At 54.7% G+C, this 17,423-nt stretch carries 11 protein-coding genes, 1 tRNA gene and 2 rRNA genes; 3 read left to right on the top strand and 11 right to left on the bottom strand.

Annotated features, from left to right (window positions below; translation table 11 throughout):
- Positions 1-70 precede the first annotated feature (70 nt).
- The 3 genes from AAGR08_RS18830 to AAGR08_RS18820 all read right to left on the bottom strand — a co-directional run bounded on the left by AAGR08_RS18830 (position 71) and on the right by AAGR08_RS18820 (position 4,897).
- A 23S ribosomal RNA gene (locus AAGR08_RS18830) occupies positions 71-2,976 on the bottom strand.
- A gap of 215 nt (positions 2,977-3,191) precedes the next feature.
- Positions 3,192-3,267, bottom strand: a tRNA-Glu gene (locus AAGR08_RS18825).
- An 89-nt stretch (positions 3,268-3,356) separates the two neighbouring features.
- Positions 3,357-4,897 (bottom strand): 16S ribosomal RNA (locus AAGR08_RS18820).
- Together the 16S and 23S rRNA genes with 1 tRNA gene alongside form the textbook arrangement of a ribosomal RNA operon.
- A 554-nt stretch (positions 4,898-5,451) precedes the next feature.
- Here AAGR08_RS18820 and mdtD point away from each other — a divergent pair.
- Positions 5,452-6,855, top strand: coding sequence for a multidrug transporter subunit MdtD (mdtD, locus tag AAGR08_RS18815; RefSeq protein WP_345827670.1), 1,404 nt, complete (start codon positions 5,452-5,454; stop codon positions 6,853-6,855).
- On the opposite strand, the gene rbsR is transcribed toward mdtD, so the two are convergent.
- The 7 genes from rbsR to AAGR08_RS18780 all read right to left on the bottom strand — a co-directional run bounded on the left by rbsR (position 6,852) and on the right by AAGR08_RS18780 (position 13,216).
- Positions 6,852-7,835, bottom strand: a complete 984-nt coding sequence (gene rbsR / locus AAGR08_RS18810) for a ribose operon transcriptional repressor RbsR (protein ID WP_345829940.1) — start codon at positions 7,833-7,835, stop codon at positions 6,852-6,854. The two genes, mdtD and rbsR, sit on opposite strands and share 4 nt — an antisense overlap.
- 13 nt (positions 7,836-7,848) lie before the next feature.
- Complete coding sequence (rbsK, locus tag AAGR08_RS18805; RefSeq protein WP_345827669.1) at positions 7,849-8,778, bottom strand: ribokinase; 930 nt, start codon at positions 8,776-8,778, stop codon at positions 7,849-7,851.
- A gap of 64 nt (positions 8,779-8,842) precedes the next feature.
- Positions 8,843-9,718, bottom strand: coding sequence for a ribose ABC transporter substrate-binding protein RbsB (rbsB, locus tag AAGR08_RS18800; protein ID WP_097095528.1), 876 nt, complete (start codon positions 9,716-9,718; stop codon positions 8,843-8,845).
- A 26-nt stretch (positions 9,719-9,744) separates the two neighbouring features.
- A complete protein-coding gene (gene rbsC / locus AAGR08_RS18795) occupies positions 9,745-10,716 on the bottom strand; it encodes a ribose ABC transporter permease (RefSeq protein ID WP_345827667.1) in 972 nt (323 codons plus the stop codon).
- Positions 10,713-12,221, bottom strand: a complete 1,509-nt coding sequence (gene rbsA, locus AAGR08_RS18790) for a ribose ABC transporter ATP-binding protein RbsA (RefSeq protein WP_345827665.1) — start codon at positions 12,219-12,221, stop codon at positions 10,713-10,715. Before rbsA ends, rbsC begins: the two co-directional genes overlap by 4 nt.
- A 7-nt stretch (positions 12,222-12,228) precedes the next feature.
- On the bottom strand, positions 12,229-12,648 hold the full coding sequence (gene rbsD, locus AAGR08_RS18785) for a D-ribose pyranase (protein WP_097095525.1): 420 nt from the start codon (positions 12,646-12,648) through the stop codon (positions 12,229-12,231).
- A 172-nt stretch (positions 12,649-12,820) separates the two neighbouring features.
- The gene (locus AAGR08_RS18780; protein WP_097095524.1) at positions 12,821-13,216 is read right to left on the bottom strand and encodes a YgiW/YdeI family stress tolerance OB fold protein; all 396 of its coding nucleotides are present in this window, start codon (positions 13,214-13,216) and stop codon (positions 12,821-12,823) included.
- 180 nt (positions 13,217-13,396) lie between these two features.
- On the opposite strand from AAGR08_RS18780, the gene qseB reads away from it, so the two are divergent.
- Together qseB and qseC are read left to right on the top strand one after the other, a co-directional pair.
- Positions 13,397-14,059 carry a quorum sensing response regulator transcription factor QseB gene (gene qseB, locus AAGR08_RS18775; RefSeq protein ID WP_345827663.1) on the top strand — a complete coding sequence of 221 codons (663 nt, stop codon included), beginning with the start codon at positions 13,397-13,399 and terminating at the stop codon, positions 14,057-14,059.
- The gene (qseC, locus tag AAGR08_RS18770; protein ID WP_345827662.1) at positions 14,056-15,387 is read left to right on the top strand and encodes a quorum sensing histidine kinase QseC; all 1,332 of its coding nucleotides are present in this window, start codon (positions 14,056-14,058) and stop codon (positions 15,385-15,387) included. Before qseB ends, qseC begins: the two co-directional genes overlap by 4 nt.
- 11 nt (positions 15,388-15,398) lie before the next feature.
- Here qseC and kup read toward each other — a convergent pair whose 3' ends face one another.
- The gene (gene kup, locus AAGR08_RS18765) at positions 15,399-17,267 is read right to left on the bottom strand and encodes a low affinity potassium transporter Kup (protein WP_345827661.1); all 1,869 of its coding nucleotides are present in this window, start codon (positions 17,265-17,267) and stop codon (positions 15,399-15,401) included.
- Positions 17,268-17,423: the final 156 nt, after the last annotated feature.

Genomic DNA, 17,423 nt, shown 5'->3' with positions numbered 1-17,423 from the left:
GCACCGCAAACCAATCCATAAACAAGCTGAAAATCTCTGGTCTCTCTCACCAAAACGCCTCTGGCGTTGTAAGGTTAAGCCTCACGGGTCATTAGTACCGGTTAGCTCAACGCATCGCTGCGCTTACACACCCGGCCTATCAACGTCGTAGTCTTCAACGTCCCTTCAGGACTCTCAAGGAGTCAGGGAGAACTCATCTCGGGGCAAGTTTCGTGCTTAGATGCTTTCAGCACTTATCTTTTCCGCACTTAGCTACCGGGCAGTGCCATTGGCATGACAACCCGAACACCAGTGGTGCGTTCACTCCGGTCCTCTCGTACTAGGAGCAACCCCCCTCAATTCTCCAGCGCCCACGGCAGATAGGGACCGAACTGTCTCACGACGTTCTAAACCCAGCTCGCGTACCACTTTAAACGGCGAACAGCCGTACCCTTGGGACCTACTTCAGCCCCAGGATGTGATGAGCCGACATCGAGGTGCCAAACACCGCCGTCGATATGAACTCTTGGGCGGTATCAGCCTGTTATCCCCGGAGTACCTTTTATCCGTTGAGCGATGGCCCTTCCATTCAGAACCACCGGATCACTATGACCTGCTTTCGCACCTGCTCGAGCCGTCACTCTCGCAGTCAAGCTGGCTTATGCCATTGCACTAACCTCCTGATGTCCGACCAGGATTAGCCAACCTTCGTGCTCCTCCGTTACTCTTTGGGAGGAGACCGCCCCAGTCAAACTACCCACCAGACACTGTCCGCAGCCCGGGTAACGGGCCTACGTTAGAACATCAAACATTAAAGGGTGGTATTTCAAGGTTGGCTCCACGCAGACTGGCGTCCACGCTTCAAAGCCTCCCACCTATCCTACACATCAAGGCTCAATGTTCAGTGTCAAGCTATAGTAAAGGTTCACGGGGTCTTTCCGTCTTGCCGCGGGTACACTGCATCTTCACAGCGATTTCAATTTCACTGAGTCTCGGGTGGAGACAGCCTGGCCATCATTACGCCATTCGTGCAGGTCGGAACTTACCCGACAAGGAATTTCGCTACCTTAGGACCGTTATAGTTACGGCCGCCGTTTACCGGGGCTTCGATCAAGAGCTTCTCCTTGCGGATAACCCCATCAATTAACCTTCCGGCACCGGGCAGGCGTCACACCGTATACGTCCACTTTCGTGTTTGCACAGTGCTGTGTTTTTAATAAACAGTTGCAGCCAGCTGGTATCTTCGACTGGCTTCAGCTCCGGGAGCAAGTCCCTTCACCTACGCGCCAGCGTGCCTTCTCCCGAAGTTACGGCACCATTTTGCCTAGTTCCTTCACCCGAGTTCTCTCAAGCGCCTTGGTATTCTCTACCTGACCACCTGTGTCGGTTTGGGGTACGATTTCGTGTTACCTGGAGCTTAGAGGCTTTTCCTGGAAGCAGGGCATCAGTTACTTCACCACCGTGGTGGCTCGTCGTCACGCCTCAGCCTTAAGACACCCCGGATTTACCAAAGGTGTCAGCCTACACGCTTAAACCGGGACAACCGTCGCCCGGATAACCTAGCCTTCTCCGTCCCCCCTTCGCAGTAACACCAAGTGCAGGAATATTAACCTGCTTCCCATCGACTACGCTTTTCAGCCTCGCCTTAGGGGTCGACTCACCCTGCTCCGATTAACGTTGAACAGGAACCCTTGGTCTTCCGGCGAGCGGGCTTTTCACCCGCTTTATCGTTACTTATGTCAGCATTCGCACTTCTGATACCTCCAGCAACCCTCACAGGCCACCTTCAACGGCTTACAGAACGCTCCCCTACCCAACAACACATAGTGTCGCTGCCGCAGCTTCGGTGCATGGTTTAGCCCCGTTACATCTTCCGCGCAGGCCGACTCGACCAGTGAGCTATTACGCTTTCTTTAAATGATGGCTGCTTCTAAGCCAACATCCTGGCTGTCTGTGCCTTCCCACATCGTTTCCCACTTAACCATGACTTTGGGACCTTAGCTGGCGGTCTGGGTTGTTTCCCTCTTCACGACGGACGTTAGCACCCGCCGTGTGTCTCCCGTGATAACATTCCTCGGTATTCGCAGTTTGCATCGGGTTGGTAAGCCGGGATGGCCCCCTAGCCGAAACAGTGCTCTACCCCCGAGGATGAGTTCACGAGGCGCTACCTAAATAGCTTTCGGGGAGAACCAGCTATCTCCCGGTTTGATTGGCCTTTCACCCCCAGCCACAAGTCATCCGCTAATTTTTCAACATTAGTCGGTTCGGTCCTCCAGTTAGTGTTACCCAACCTTCAACCTGCCCATGGCTAGATCACCGGGTTTCGGGTCTATACCCTGCAACTTAACGCCCAGTTAAGACTCGGTTTCCCTGCGGCTCCCCTATACGGTTAACCTTGCTACAGAATATAAGTCGCTGACCCATTATACAAAAGGTACGCAGTCACCCCATAAATGAGGCTCCCACTGCTTGTACGTACACGGTTTCAGGTTCTGTTTCACTCCCCTCGCCGGGGTTCTTTTCGCCTTTCCCTCACGGTACTGGTTCACTATCGGTCAGTCAGGAGTATTTAGCCTTGGAGGATGGTCCCCCCATATTCAGACAGGATACCACGTGTCCCGCCCTACTCTTCGAACTCACAGAATGTGCACTTTCGTGTACGGGACTATCACCCGGTGTCGTGCGACTTTCCAGACGCTTCCACTAATGCACAAACTGATTCAGGTTCTGGGCTGCTCCCCGTTCGCTCGCCGCTACTGGGGGAATCTCGGTTGATTTCTTTTCCTCCGGGTACTTAGATGTTTCAGTTCCCCGGGTTCGCCTCGCAACACTATGTATTCATGTTGCGATGATGCACTGAGTGCACCGGGTTTCCCCATTCGGACATCGTCGGCTGTAGCGGTTCATATCACCTTACCGACGCTTTACGCAGATTAGCACGTCCTTCATCGCCTCTGACTGCCAGGGCATCCACCGTGTACGCTTAGTCGCTTAACCTCACAACCCACAGGCGTTTTGCAACGCGCGCAGACTGCAAGCATTTGAGAGACTCGAACATGTTGTTATTCATTTCTTATTACGGAGAAATGAACCAACACGTCGTTTCAATTTTCAGCTTGTTCCGGATTGTTAAAGAGCAGTATCTCAAACATGACGGTTACGTCAGTTTTGAGATACGTCGTGGAGACACCTTTCACCTGTCACCAAGCAAGTGGCGTCCCCTAGGGGATTCGAACCCCTGTTACCGCCGTGAAAGGGCGGTGTCCTAGGCCTCTAGACGAAGGGGACACGATAGTGTCACGACTTCGCAGCCGTCTTGCTCATTACTTTTCTATCAGACAATCTGTGTGAGCACTTCGCGGGAAGGTATCTTCAGGTAAGGAGGTGATCCAACCGCAGGTTCCCCTACGGTTACCTTGTTACGACTTCACCCCAGTCATGAATCACAAAGTGGTAAGCGCCCTCCCGAAGGTTAAGCTACCTACTTCTTTTGCAACCCACTCCCATGGTGTGACGGGCGGTGTGTACAAGGCCCGGGAACGTATTCACCGTAGCATTCTGATCTACGATTACTAGCGATTCCGACTTCACGGAGTCGAGTTGCAGACTCCGATCCGGACTACGACGCACTTTATGAGGTCCGCTTGCTCTCGCGAGGTCGCTTCTCTTTGTATGCGCCATTGTAGCACGTGTGTAGCCCTACTCGTAAGGGCCATGATGACTTGACGTCATCCCCACCTTCCTCCAGTTTATCACTGGCAGTCTCCTTTGAGTTCCCGGCATTACCCGCTGGCAACAAAGGATAAGGGTTGCGCTCGTTGCGGGACTTAACCCAACATTTCACAACACGAGCTGACGACAGCCATGCAGCACCTGTCTCACGGTTCCCGAAGGCACCAAGGCATCTCTGCCAAGTTCCGTGGATGTCAAGAGTAGGTAAGGTTCTTCGCGTTGCATCGAATTAAACCACATGCTCCACCGCTTGTGCGGGCCCCCGTCAATTCATTTGAGTTTTAACCTTGCGGCCGTACTCCCCAGGCGGTCGACTTAACGCGTTAGCTCCGGAAGCCACTCCTCAAGGGAACAACCTCCAAGTCGACATCGTTTACGGCGTGGACTACCAGGGTATCTAATCCTGTTTGCTCCCCACGCTTTCGCACCTGAGCGTCAGTCTTTGTCCAGGGGGCCGCCTTCGCCACCGGTATTCCTCCAGATCTCTACGCATTTCACCGCTACACCTGGAATTCTACCCCCCTCTACAAGACTCTAGCCTGCCAGTTTCGAATGCAGTTCCCAGGTTAAGCCCGGGGATTTCACATCCGACTTGACAGACCGCCTGCGTGCGCTTTACGCCCAGTAATTCCGATTAACGCTTGCACCCTCCGTATTACCGCGGCTGCTGGCACGGAGTTAGCCGGTGCTTCTTCTGCGGGTAACGTCAATCGGTGAGGTTATTAACCTCACCGCCTTCCTCCCCGCTGAAAGTACTTTACAACCCGAAGGCCTTCTTCATACACGCGGCATGGCTGCATCAGGCTTGCGCCCATTGTGCAATATTCCCCACTGCTGCCTCCCGTAGGAGTCTGGACCGTGTCTCAGTTCCAGTGTGGCTGGTCATCCTCTCAGACCAGCTAGGGATCGTCGCCTAGGTGAGCCATTACCCCACCTACTAGCTAATCCCATCTGGGCACATCCGATGGTGTGAGGCCCGAAGGTCCCCCACTTTGGTCTTGCGACGTTATGCGGTATTAGCTACCGTTTCCAGTAGTTATCCCCCTCCATCGGGCAGTTTCCCAGACATTACTCACCCGTCCGCCACTCGTCACCCGAGAGCAAGCTCTCTGTGCTACCGTTCGACTTGCATGTGTTAGGCCTGCCGCCAGCGTTCAATCTGAGCCATGATCAAACTCTTCAATTTAAGTTTGATTTGCTGCAACAAGTGCAGCGATGCTCATCTGTAAAACGTCATAATGAATTTCATTATGTGTTCACTCGTGAGACTTGATATTTTTTTACGTCCGGAGACGCTGATATCAATCCTGCGAGTGCCCACACAGATTGTCTGATAAATTGTTAAAGAGCGTTGCGAGCAGCGGGTTAACCGCCTGTCGCGAGGTGGCGTATATTACGCGTTCCTCCTTCAGAGTCAAACACTTTTTTCAGCGTTTTCATCCGGCGGGATGAATTTCTTCACTCCCTGCTGAGCCGCCTGCGTTGCCGCTTTGCCGTCTCAGTGGTGGCGCATTATAGGGAGTTATTCGGAGCTGACAAGCATTTCCTGTAAAAAAATAACTGAGCGCCTCTTTTTTAAACGAACGCGTTAAAAACAGACATTTCTCGCTGAAGAATCAGTCAAAACCGCCAATGCAGTGACATAAATCAGCGCCACCACCTTAAACTCCAATGCTATTCTGTTTAGCCAAATGCAATTAACTTTGTTGTAGGCTGACAATTATTAGAGAAGGATTTTCAATGATTCGCTCCGCGCGCAGTATGGCCGGTTTGCCCTGGATCGCCGCCATGGCGTTTTTCATGCAAGCCCTCGACGCCACCATCCTTAATACTGCGCTTCCCGCTATTGCCACCAGCCTTGAACGCTCTCCACTCGCCATGCAATCCGCCATCATCAGTTACACGTTAACGGTAGCGATGCTGATCCCGGTAAGTGGCTGGCTGGCCGATCGCTACGGCACACGCAAAATCTTCATTCTTGCCGTTTCGCTGTTTACCTTGGGTTCACTGGCTTGTGCCTTATCTGGCTCACTGAGCATGTTGGTGATTTCACGCGTGATACAAGGGATTGGCGGAGCAATGATGATGCCCGTCGCGCGCCTGGCACTGCTGCGTGCTTATCCGCGTAGCGAACTGCTACCCGTTTTGAACTTCGTCACTATGCCGGGTTTAGTTGGACCGATTCTCGGCCCGATGCTCGGTGGCTTGCTGGTCACCTACGCCAGCTGGCACTGGATATTCCTGATCAACATTCCCATCGGCATCGCAGGCATCTTTTATGCGCGCAAATATATGCCAGACTTCACCACGCCAAAACGTCGCTTTGATTTTTTAGGCTTCCTGCTGTTTGGTTTGGGCCTTGTGCTGATTTCCGTTGGCATCGAACTGTTTGGCGAGCGCGTCGTGTTGCCATGGCAAGCCGTATTGGTGTTAGTAAGCGGTGTTGTGTTACTGCTTCTTTATATTGTGCATGCACGGCGTCATCCGGCACCGCTGATCAATCTTCCCATGTTCAAAACCCGCACCTTCTCGGTCGGCATCCTTGGCAATATTGCCTCACGTCTGGGTACCGGCTGTATCCCCTTCCTGATGCCGCTGATGTTACAGGTGGGCTTTGGTTATCCTGCGATAATTGCAGGATGCATGATGGGACCAACCGCGATTGGCGCAATACTGGCTAAATCCACGGTGACGCAAGTGCTTCGGCGTCTCGGTTATCGCCGTACGTTGGTTGGCATCACAATGATTATCGGTGTACTCATCGCGACGTTCTCATTGCAATCACCGGGCGGGAGCGTAGTTATGCTGCTGGCAGCGCTATTGATTTTGGGTATGGCGATGTCGACACAGTTCACCGCAATGAACACCATAACGCTCGCAGATTTGAATGATGAGAACGCCAGCGGGGGGAACAGTGTGCTGGCAGTCACGCAGCAGCTGTCGATCAGCTTTGGTGTGGCAGTTAGCGCCGCGGTGCTGCGTTTTTATCAGGATTTCGAGACGACCACCGTGCAGCAATTCCACGCCACCTTCCTAACGATGGGCGTTGTCACCGTGTTGTCGGCCTTTACCTTTATGATGTTGCGTCCAGGCGATGGCCGAAATCTCATCGCCAACCGCGAGAAAAAGAAGAAAGCCGCTTAAACCGAACCACGTTCTACCAGCTCCGGCGTCAGCACCAGCGTTTGCTGACTGGCGTCGGGATCGCTCATGCGATGTATCAAGGTATCAATCGCCAGTTCGCCGAGCTCATCTTTCGGTTGATGGACGGTGCTGAGCGGCGGCGTCAGGTAACGTGCCAGCTCGATGTTGTCATAGCCCATCACCGCAATATCCTGCGGCACACGCAATCCAGCCTGAAACAAGGCGTGATAGACGCCAACGGCCATCGCATCGTTGCTGGTAAAGACCGCTTCAGGCAACGAATCCAAAGTCAGTAATTGATTCATGGCGTTGAAACCGCCCTGAAACTCGAAATCACCATCAACGACATAGCCCGGCGGTACCAACAACCCGCTATTAGCCATCGCTTTATGGAAACCCTCAAGACGCAAACGCGCCGGGGTTTTATCCTGAGGACCCGCAATACACGCGATGCGCGTATAGCCGCGATCGATCAGATGCTGGGTAGCCAGTTCGCCGCCGAGCAGGGCGTTATCCTGAATGATGTCACCCCGTCCTTCAAACGGTGCCCAGTCCATCATCACCATCGGCACCGACGGATAACGATTGAGGATCTCCGCTGAAGGCAGATGCGTTTCGGTACACATCATTAGCAAACCATCGACACGCTTTTGCATCAGCGTTTCGAGGCTGCGGTTCATGCGTTCTTCATCACCTTCGGTATTGCACAGAATCAGGCTATAGCCGCGTTCGTAACAGCTGTTTTCCACGCCGCGCACCACTTCGGAGTAAAACGGGTTGCTGCTGGCGGTCAGCAACATGCCAATGGTGCGCGTTTGCTTAATCTTTAGGCTGCGCGCCAGCGCGGACGGCGCATAGTTGAGTTCGCGAATCGCCTGATCGACCTTTTCCCGCACCTGTTCGCTAACAAAGCGATTGTTATTGATGACGTGCGAAACGGTGGAGGTCGAGACGCCCGCCAGGCGAGCGACATCTTTCATGGTAGCCAAGCGCTTAACCCTGTTGTTGCAGGAAGGCGTCGATCTCAGTGCGCCACGGCACTGAGGGCTGCGCGCCTGGACGCGTCACCGCAATCGCCGCGGCGGCATGGGCGAAACGCACGGCATCATGCATCGCCACACCTTCCAGACGCGCGGTGATAAACGCACCGTTAAAGGTATCGCCCGCAGCGATGGTATCGATGGCCTGCACGTTGAAGCCCGGAATACGCACGCCGTTTCCTTGTTCACTCAGCCACACGCCGCGACGGCCTAACGTGATTAACACGGTAGCAATACCTTTGGCATGCAATGCCTGCGCGGCACGCGCTGCGTCTTCATCGTTCTTTACCGCGATGCCGGTGAGAATTTCTGCTTCGGTTTCATTTGGCGTGATGATGTCGATCAATCCGAGCAGCTCATTAGAAAGCTGTGTAGCCGGCGCGGGATTGAGAATGACCTGGGTATGCTGCTCTCGGGCAATTTTCGCCGCCGCCAGTACGCTTTCCAGCGGTGATTCCAGCTGCATCAGTAACGCATCGGCATCGGCAATTACCTGCTGATGGTGTGCAACGCGAGCCGGCGTCAGCGCTGCATTGGCGCCGGAATAAATGCCGATATTATTTTCGCCTTCGCCATTCACGAAGATCATCGCCACACCGGTGGCTTCATCCGCAACGATTTCGACCGGCGCAGTATCAATGCGATCCTGCTGCAGCTGCTGACGAATGCGTGCGCCAATATCATCGGCACCGACGCAGGCAATAAAGGCAATGTCAGCACCGGCACGGCCAGCGGCCACCGCCTGATTGGCCCCTTTGCCGCCAAAGGCAATTTGATACTGTTTCCCGATCACCGTTTCGCCCGGACGTGGAAAGTGGGTGAGGTTAAGGATGTGATCGGCATTAATGCTGCCGAGAACGGCCAGTTTTGCGCGTTTGCTCATTGGGATTCATCCAGAAAGATGCGCCACCGGGAAGGTGGCGCGTTGCCCTGCTTTTCTTTACTTATTATTTAGTCACCAGCTTCAGGTCAACCGGGTTCACCGACTGCACCTTCTCGCCTTTCAGTACTTTATCGGCGGTCTGCACGCCAATCACGCCAATTTTGTCTGGCATCTGTGCCACAGTAGCGGTCAGTTTACCCGATTCTACCGCTTTCACGCCGTCAGCAGTGCCATCGAAGCCCACCACCAGCACGTCGGTTTTACCGGCCGTTTGCAGCGCACGCAGCGCGCCCAGCGCCATTTCGTCATTCTGTGCGAACACCGCCTGCACATCCGGATGGCCCTGCAGCAGGTTCTGCATGACGTTCAAACCTTTAGTACGGTCAAAGTCAGCAGGCTGGCTCGCCAGGATGTTGAATTTGTGCGCATCTGCCGCTTGTTTAAAGCCTTCGCCACGCTCGCGCGCCGCAGACGTACCGGCAATGCCCTGCAGTTCAATGATTTTCGCGCCATCGCCCAGCTTTTTAGCGATGAAGTCACCGGCCATTTTGCCGCCGAAACGGTTGTCAGAAGCAACGTGGCTCACCACGGTACCTTGCGCAGCAACACGGTCCAGAGTGATCACCGGAATGTTCGCCTGGTTCGCCATTTTCACCGCGTTGCCTACCGCATCAGAATCGGTTGGGTTGATCAGCAGCAGCTTGGTGCCGCGTACGGTCAGATCCTGCACGTTCGCCAGCTCTTTCGCCGGGTTGTTCTGCGAATCCAGCACGACAAGGTTATAACCCAGTTGATCAGCTTCTTTCTGTGCGCCATCTTTCAGTGACACAAAGAACGGATTATTCAGGGTTGAAACCACCAGAGCAATGGTGTCCTTGGCCATTGCGCCAGCACTGAGGGTGGCGCCAAGAATGACGGCCAATGCAGTTAACTTTTTCATTTTTAAATCCTGTGTGAAGGTCAGAGTTATTTACTGCTTTTGTTATCCACCAGCACCGCTAGCAGAATGACGACGGCTTTAACAATCATTTGGTAGTAAGACGATACGCCCATCAGATTCAGGCCGTTATTCAGGAAGCCGAGGATCAGCGCACCAATCAGCGTGCCCATGATGCGGCCTTTACCGCCCGCCAGGCTGGTGCCGCCCAGCACCACCGCGGCAATGGCATCCAGTTCATAACCGGTACCCGCCGTGGGTTGTGCGGAAGAGAGGCGTGCCACTTCGATGGTGCCTGCCAATGCCGCCAGCAGGCCGCACAGCGAATAGACGATGATTTTGACGCGGTTAACGCTGATACCGGATAAGCGTGTAGCCGCTTCGTTACCGCCCAGCGCGTAGATGTAACGTCCGAGGCGCGTGTGATGCAGCATGTACCACGCGAGTGCAAATACCACTGCCATCAGCCAAACCGGCGTTGGGATGCCCAGCGGGCGGCCAATACCGAACCAGCCGAACAGATCGGCGTTATCGTTGAAACCGGTATTGATTGGGCTGCCGTTGGTATAAACCATAGTGACGCCGCGCAGCAGCAGCATCATCACCAGCGTGGCGATAAAAGCCTGCACCTTGCCGCGTGCGACTATTACACCGGTAAGAGCGCCAATTGCCGCGCCGAGCGCCAGCGAAGCCGCTACGGCGACCAGCGCATTCACTTCTAATCCGACAATTGATGCCGCTACCGCGCCCGTCAGCGCCAGCAGCGATCCCACCGACAAATCAATGCCTGAAGTCAGAATCACCAGCGTCATCCCCACCGCCATGATGGCGTTGACCGACGTCTGCTGCAGAATGTTGAACATATTCGGCAGCGTAAAGAAATTTGGGCTCTGGCTGGCGACCACGGCGATCAGCACGATCAACGCAATCAGGGATTTCTGCTCCAGCAGCCAGGCTTTGCTGAACCAGCGGCGGCTGGCGGGTAGGGTTTGGGTGCTCATACAACTAACTCCTCGCTGTGTTGCTTACCGACTGCCGCTGCCATCAGGGATTCCTGGGTAGCCTGCTCGCGGGAAAATTCGCCACTCAGATGGCCTTCATGCATCACCACGATGCGATCGCTCATACCCAACACTTCCGGCATTTCTGACGACACCAAAATGATGCTCAGCCCTTCGGCTTTAAACTGGTTAATTAACTGATAGATCTCTTTTTTCGCCCCAACGTCGACGCCGCGTGTTGGCTCATCAAGAATCAGCACATCGGGGCGTGTCATCAGACCTCGCGCAATCGCTACTTTCTGCTGATTACCACCGGACAGCAGCCCAATCGGCTGCTCCATGGAGGGGGTTTTAACGTTGAACAGGCGGATAAAATCGCCCACCGCCAGCTGCTCATCGCTGTGCCGGAGATTGCCCGCGCCGGTACTGAAATAGCGCAGCGCGGTCAGCGACATGTTCTCTTTCACCGACATGCCGAGCACCAGGCCATCGCGCTTGCGGTCTTCGGAGATATAGACGATGCCGTTCGCTAAGCCATCCTGCGGTGAGCGGGTCACGATCTCACGTCCATTCAGCGTGACTTTGCCTTTGCTGCGTGGCAGCGCGCCGTACAGCACTTTCATCAGTTCAGTGCGGCCCGCGCCCATCAGGCCAGACACGCCAAGGATTTCCCCTTTACGCAGCGTAAAGCTGACGTTATCAACGCCCGGCCCGCTCAGGTTTTCGACTTTTAAACGGATCTCGCCAGGTTGTTGATCAATGCGTGGATATTGATCTTCCAGTTTGCGCCCCACCATCATCTCGATCAGGCTCTCTTCGCTGAGATCGCTGACCGCGCGCTCGGCAATAAACTGCCCGTCGCGGAACACGGTGACGTCATCGCAAATCTCGAAGATCTCTTTCATGCGGTGCGAGATATAGACAATGCCGCAGCCCTGCGCTTTTAGTTCGTTGATCACGCGGAACAGCGACAGCGTTTCGGTATCGGTGAGCGCATCGGTCGGTTCATCCATAATGATGACTTTTGACTCGAAGCTAAGCACTTTCGCGATCTCAACCATCTGCTGATCGCCAATCGACAAATCGCCCACCAGCTTGTGGCTGCTGAAGCGCAGATTAAGGCGTTGTAACAGTCCATCCGCTGCGGCATACATCTTTTTCCATTCGATGCGGCCAAAGCGGTTAACAAATTCACGACCAAGGAAAATATTTTCGGCGACGGTCAGCTGCGGAATCAGGTTCAGTTCCTGATGGATAATACCAATGCCCGCTTCCTGCGAAGCTTTCGGGCCAGAGAACGCCACATCCTTACCCAGCCACTGCATGGAGCCGGCGTCCATGCTGTAAATGCCGGTCAGCACTTTCATCATGGTAGATTTACCGGCACCGTTTTCGCCCACCAGCGCCATCACGCGGCCAGGATAGACGGCAAGCGAGGCGCCATTCAGCGCTTTCACGCCAGGAAACGATTTTTCAATCCCTTTGAGTTGCAATAACGGTTGCATAACGGCCTCAGAAGGTCACGCCAGCGCTCAGGATGACATTCGCATACGGAGAACACTCTCCGCTGCGAATGACCGCCTGACTGCGCTGTGTCTGTTGTTTGAATTGTTCATGGCTGGTGTAACGGATGGTGATGACATTCCCCTGGTGCCGTTGCAAGGCTTCGAGCACGGCGAGCAGTGCGCTGTGGAGCGGCGGATTATGCTGTTTAATCTCCTCCGCCATCAGGGCGCTTTCGACCTGCATCTCCTGCGTGATAACGTCGACCACCTGTAAAAATTCGGGCGTACCCGGCGTTAATGCCAGATCGATGCGCTGTGGACCGGCCGGAATCGGCAAGCCTGCATCTGCAATCGTCAGCGTATCGGTGTGCCCCAGGCGGGCAATCACATGAGAGACTTCAGCGTTTAACAAGCGACCTTTTTTCATTTCTTCCACTCCACAGCGAAACGTTTCGCTGATCGGGAGTGTATAAAATGCGCGCGGCAACTCAATGACGACATCACGGAAATGTGATCGCCATCGAAACGTTTCGCTTGTGCCAGCGGGAATTTGAGTTTGGTGGGATGGCGGAGCCGCTTACACGGCCCCGGGGAGGAAATTATGGCAATTTACGTACCTGTTTCACGTCCAGTTCGATCGCGTTGAAATCCTTATCCAGTTCACCGGTCAGCTCCACCTGATCCTTCGGTGTGATGGTCAAACCGTTCCAGCGTTTATGATCGATTTCGACCTTCATGGTGCCAGTAGCATCGCGGAACTGATAATCCTCATCACCAATTTGCTTCTCCAGCGTACCGCGTACGGTAATCCAGCTATCGTCTTTCATCTCTTCGGCCTGTTTTACCGTGACGATGCTAGTGTTATCGGCTTTGAAACCACCAGACTTGACCTGTGCCGTTGGTGCAGTGGGATCCACAAAACCCCCTTGCTGCGCAGCAAGAACCGGCGTAGCAGCCAGCGCGACAATCGCGAATAAAGCAGCAGATTTTTTCATTTCTCACCTCGTTTCCATGAATGTGTTGGTTTACATGCGCTATTTCACCATAAGGTTCTTAACAGGATCTTAAGAGAACGCTTTGCGCGTACATTCCTGAAAAATAGCCTATTTGCCGCGATTTTCGCTGTACAAGAAAGAATGTGCTTCGTATAACTCCGCTTAACAGAAGGAGAAGTTATGCGCATTTTATTGATAGAAGATGACGCCCTGATTGGCGACGGTTTGAAGGTTGGCCTCACCAAACTCGGCTTCAGCGTCGACTGGTTTATCTCGGGGGAAAGCGGATTTCAGGCCCTAACCGCCGCGCCCTGGGATGCGGTAGTGCTGGATCTGTCGCTGCCGGAACGCGATGGTTTAGACATCCTGCGTCAATGGCGCCAGCAAGGACACGATGTGCCGGTGCTGATTCTCACGGCGCGCGATGCGCTCGATCAGCGCGTGCAAGGATTGCAGCTCGGCGCCGACGATTACCTGTGCAAGCCGTTTGCGCTAACAGAAGTAGCCGCACGTTTGCAGGCGCTGATCCGTCGTCGTCATGGACAGCTGCAGCCAGAGCTTAAACACGGCAAGGTTACCCTGGCACCCGACAGCCACAGCGTAATGTGCGATGGCGAAGCCGTCAGCCTGAAGAGTCGGGAACTGGCGCTGTTGGAGCTCTTTCTGCGCAATCCAGGCCGCGTGCTAACGCGCAGCCAGCTGGAAGAAAAACTGTATAGCTGGGATGAAGATGTCTCCAGCAATGCGGTGGAAGTCCATATTCATCATCTGCGTAAAAAACTCGGCAGCCAGTTTATTCGTACCGTGCATGGCGTGGGCTATACGCTGGGAGCGGTGGAATGAGTCTGTTCCTGCGCCTCGCCATCGGCTTTGTCGTGCTGATCCTCTTGTGCGGCGGACTTGCCGGCCTCAGCGCCTGGCAGCAAACCCGCGATACGGTGAACGAGCTGTTTGATACGCAGCAAATGCTGTTCGCAAAGCGCCTGATCGCGCTCGATCCCACCTCGCGGCAAGACGTTACGCTGCCAAAAACCAAATCTATCCTGCGTCATCATCGGGGCGATCAGGATGATGATGCACTGGCATTTGCCATTTACAGCGCCGAGGGCAAGCCGCTGTTGAACGATGGCGAAAACGGTCGCGATTTGCAGTTTGATCATCAGCGCGATGGTTTTGTCGATGGCCACCTGCGCGACGATAAAGACAGCTGGCGCTTAGTGTGGCTTACCTCTGCCGATAAACGCTATCGCGTGGTGGTGGGTCAGGAGTGGGAATATCGCGATGATATGACGCGCGATTTGGCACTCAGCAGCTTGTTACCCTGGCTGATCGCCATGCCTTTTATGCTGCTGTTTTTGCTGGCGCTGGTGTGGTTTGAGCTGCGTCCATTGAAACGCCTTACCGCATCGCTGCATCAGCGTGCGCCGGATGATGCTAAACCGCTGCCGGACGCGCGCCTGCCCAAAGAGGTGAAACCGCTGGTGGTAGCGCTCAACGGTTTGTTTAACCGCATGGCACAGCTGGTACAACGCGAACGCCGCTTTACCTCCGATGCCGCCCATGAGCTGCGTAGCCCGCTGGCGGCGCTGCGCGTACAGAGCGAAGTGATTCAGCTGGCCGATGATGATGAAACGATGCGCAAACGCGCCATTCAGCAGCTGGATAGCGGCATCGTGCGCGCCACGCGCTTGGTGGATCAGCTACTGACGCTTTCACGCGTCGAGGCTGACGATCTGCGCAGCGAATTTCAACCGGTCGCGCTGGCGCCGCTGCTGCAAAATCTGCTGGCGGAGCATTTCCCGCAGGCGGAACAGCAGCATACCGATTTAGTATTTACTCACCACGCCGAACCGGTGATGAACGGTCATCCGCTGTTGCTGAATTTAATGGTGCGTAATCTGCTGGATAACGCGCTGCGCTACTCACCTTCGGGCAGCAGCATCAATGTGCAGCTTAATGCGCGCGCCATTACCGTTGACGATAACGGACCAGGCGTCAGCGAAGAACAACTGGCGAGGCTGGGTGAACGCTTCTGGCGACCGCCGGGACAGACACAAACCGGCAGTGGATTGGGGCTTTCCATTGTGAAGAATATTGCCCAGCTGCACGGCATTCGATTGCAGTTCAGCCAGCGCGCCAGCGGAGGATTGCGCGTCACCTTAAGCTGGTGACGCGCAGAGCGTTAAATCTCGACCTGGGTTCCCAGTTCAATCACGCGGTTCGGTGGGATTTCAAACTGATCTGGCGCGCGCAGCGCATTACGTTGCAGCGCGAGGAACAGCTTGCCACGCAGGCGCAGATACCACGGACGATCGCCGATTATCAGCGATTCATGCGACATGAAGAACGAGGTTTCCATCATGCGGCAATTCAGCCCTTCAAGGCCGCAGCGGTGGAAAATCTCCTCCACGTTCGGCGTTTCACGCCAGCCGTAGCTGGCCACTACGCGCCAGAAAGTGGGCGACAGCTGCTCAATCGTCACTCGACGTACGTTGTGCACGTAAGGTGCATCTTCAGTGCGCAGCGTCAGCAGCACCACGCGCTCATGCAGCACTTTGTTGTGTTTGAGATTATGTAGCATGGCAAATGGAATCACATTGAGCGCACGCGACATGTATACCGCAGTACCTGGCACGCGCACCGGCGGCGATTTCTCCAGTGAAGCAATCATCGCTTCCAGAGAGTTACCGTGCTCATGCATACGACGCAGCAGGCGGAAACGCTCGCTTTTCCAGGTGGTCATAATGATGAACATCATCAGCGCCAGCGTCAGCGGCAGCCAGCCGCCGGAGAACACTTTGATCAAGTTGGCGGAGAACAGCGACACATCGATGCACAACATGGCAATCAGAATCAGCACTACCAGATAGCGGTTCCAGTGCCAGTTTTGAATCGCCACGGTAGAGCAAAGAATCGCGGTCAGCACCATGGTGCCCGTTACCGCAATGCCGTACGCCGCGGCCAAATTGCTGGAGTGCTCGAAGCCGACAATCACAATTACCACCGAGAAGTAGAGCAGCCAGTTGATCACCGGAATATAAATCTGCCCGGACTCTTCCTCAGAGGTGTGCACAATGCGCATTGGCGGCAGGTAGCCGAGACGCACCGCCTGACGGGTTAACGAGAACACGCCGGAAATCACCGCCTGCGAGGCGATCACCGTGGCTAAGGTCGCCAGAATCAACATCGGGATCAGCATCCAGTCCGGCGCGAGCAGGAAGAACGGGTTTTTGATCGCTTCCGGATGTTTGAGCAGCAGCGCCCCCTGGCCAAAGTAGTTCAGCACCAGCGATGGCAGCACCACGATGAACCAGGCAAGACGAATCGGGAATTTACCGAAGTGGCCCATATCGGCATACAGCGCTTCCACGCCGGTAATTGCCAGCACCACCGCGCCAAGCGCGAAGAAGGAAACGGTTTTGTATTCGATAAAGAAGTGCAGCGCCCAGTAGGGATTCATCGCGTGCAGCACGTCCGGGTTGCTGATGATGCTGCGCGCGCCCAATACCGCCAGAACCAGGAACCACAGCAGCATTACCGGTGCGAACAGCTTACCGACAATGCCGGTGCCGTGCTTCTGGATAACAAACAGCAGGGTCAAAACGGCGATCGCCAGGGGCACGATATAGGCATCCAGACTTGGGGCCGCAATTTCCAGCCCCTCAATTGCAGAAAGCACCGAAACGGCTGGTGTAATCACCACTTCGCCGTAGAAGAAGCTGCCGCCAATCAGTCCCATGATCACCAGAATCGCCGTTGCTCTGGCGCCAGTATTGCGTCCGGCCAGCGACATTAGCGTCAAAATTCCGCCTTCTCCGGCGTTATCTGCACGCATCACGTAGCTGATGTACTTGAGTGATACCACCAGAATCAGCAGCCAGAAGATCAGCGAAAGAAAGCCAAAAACCGCTTCACGTTCAACGCCAAAACCAAACTGGCCAGAGAGACATTCACGCAATGTATAGAGCGGGCTGGTACCGATATCGCCATACACCACGCCAATAGCCGCCAGCGTGACTGCACCAAGGGACTGTTTCTTATCCGAGCTCATAAGTTGTCTTTTGTTGGAGCCGGAGGCACTTGCCTACCGCTCAAGCCATCAAAAAGCGCACAGTATGCACATATTCCCAAAAAAACCTACTCTTACAAAGTGTCACCATCGCGTCGGTGACGCGGTTTTTCGCCGAAAATCCGGCTAAAAAACCGT

The sequence above is a fragment of the Pantoea sp. BRR-3P genome (assembly GCF_039621635.1).
Lineage (GTDB): Bacteria > Pseudomonadota > Gammaproteobacteria > Enterobacterales > Enterobacteriaceae > Pantoea > Pantoea floridensis.
This window is presented reverse-complemented; position numbering and strand designations above follow the sequence as displayed.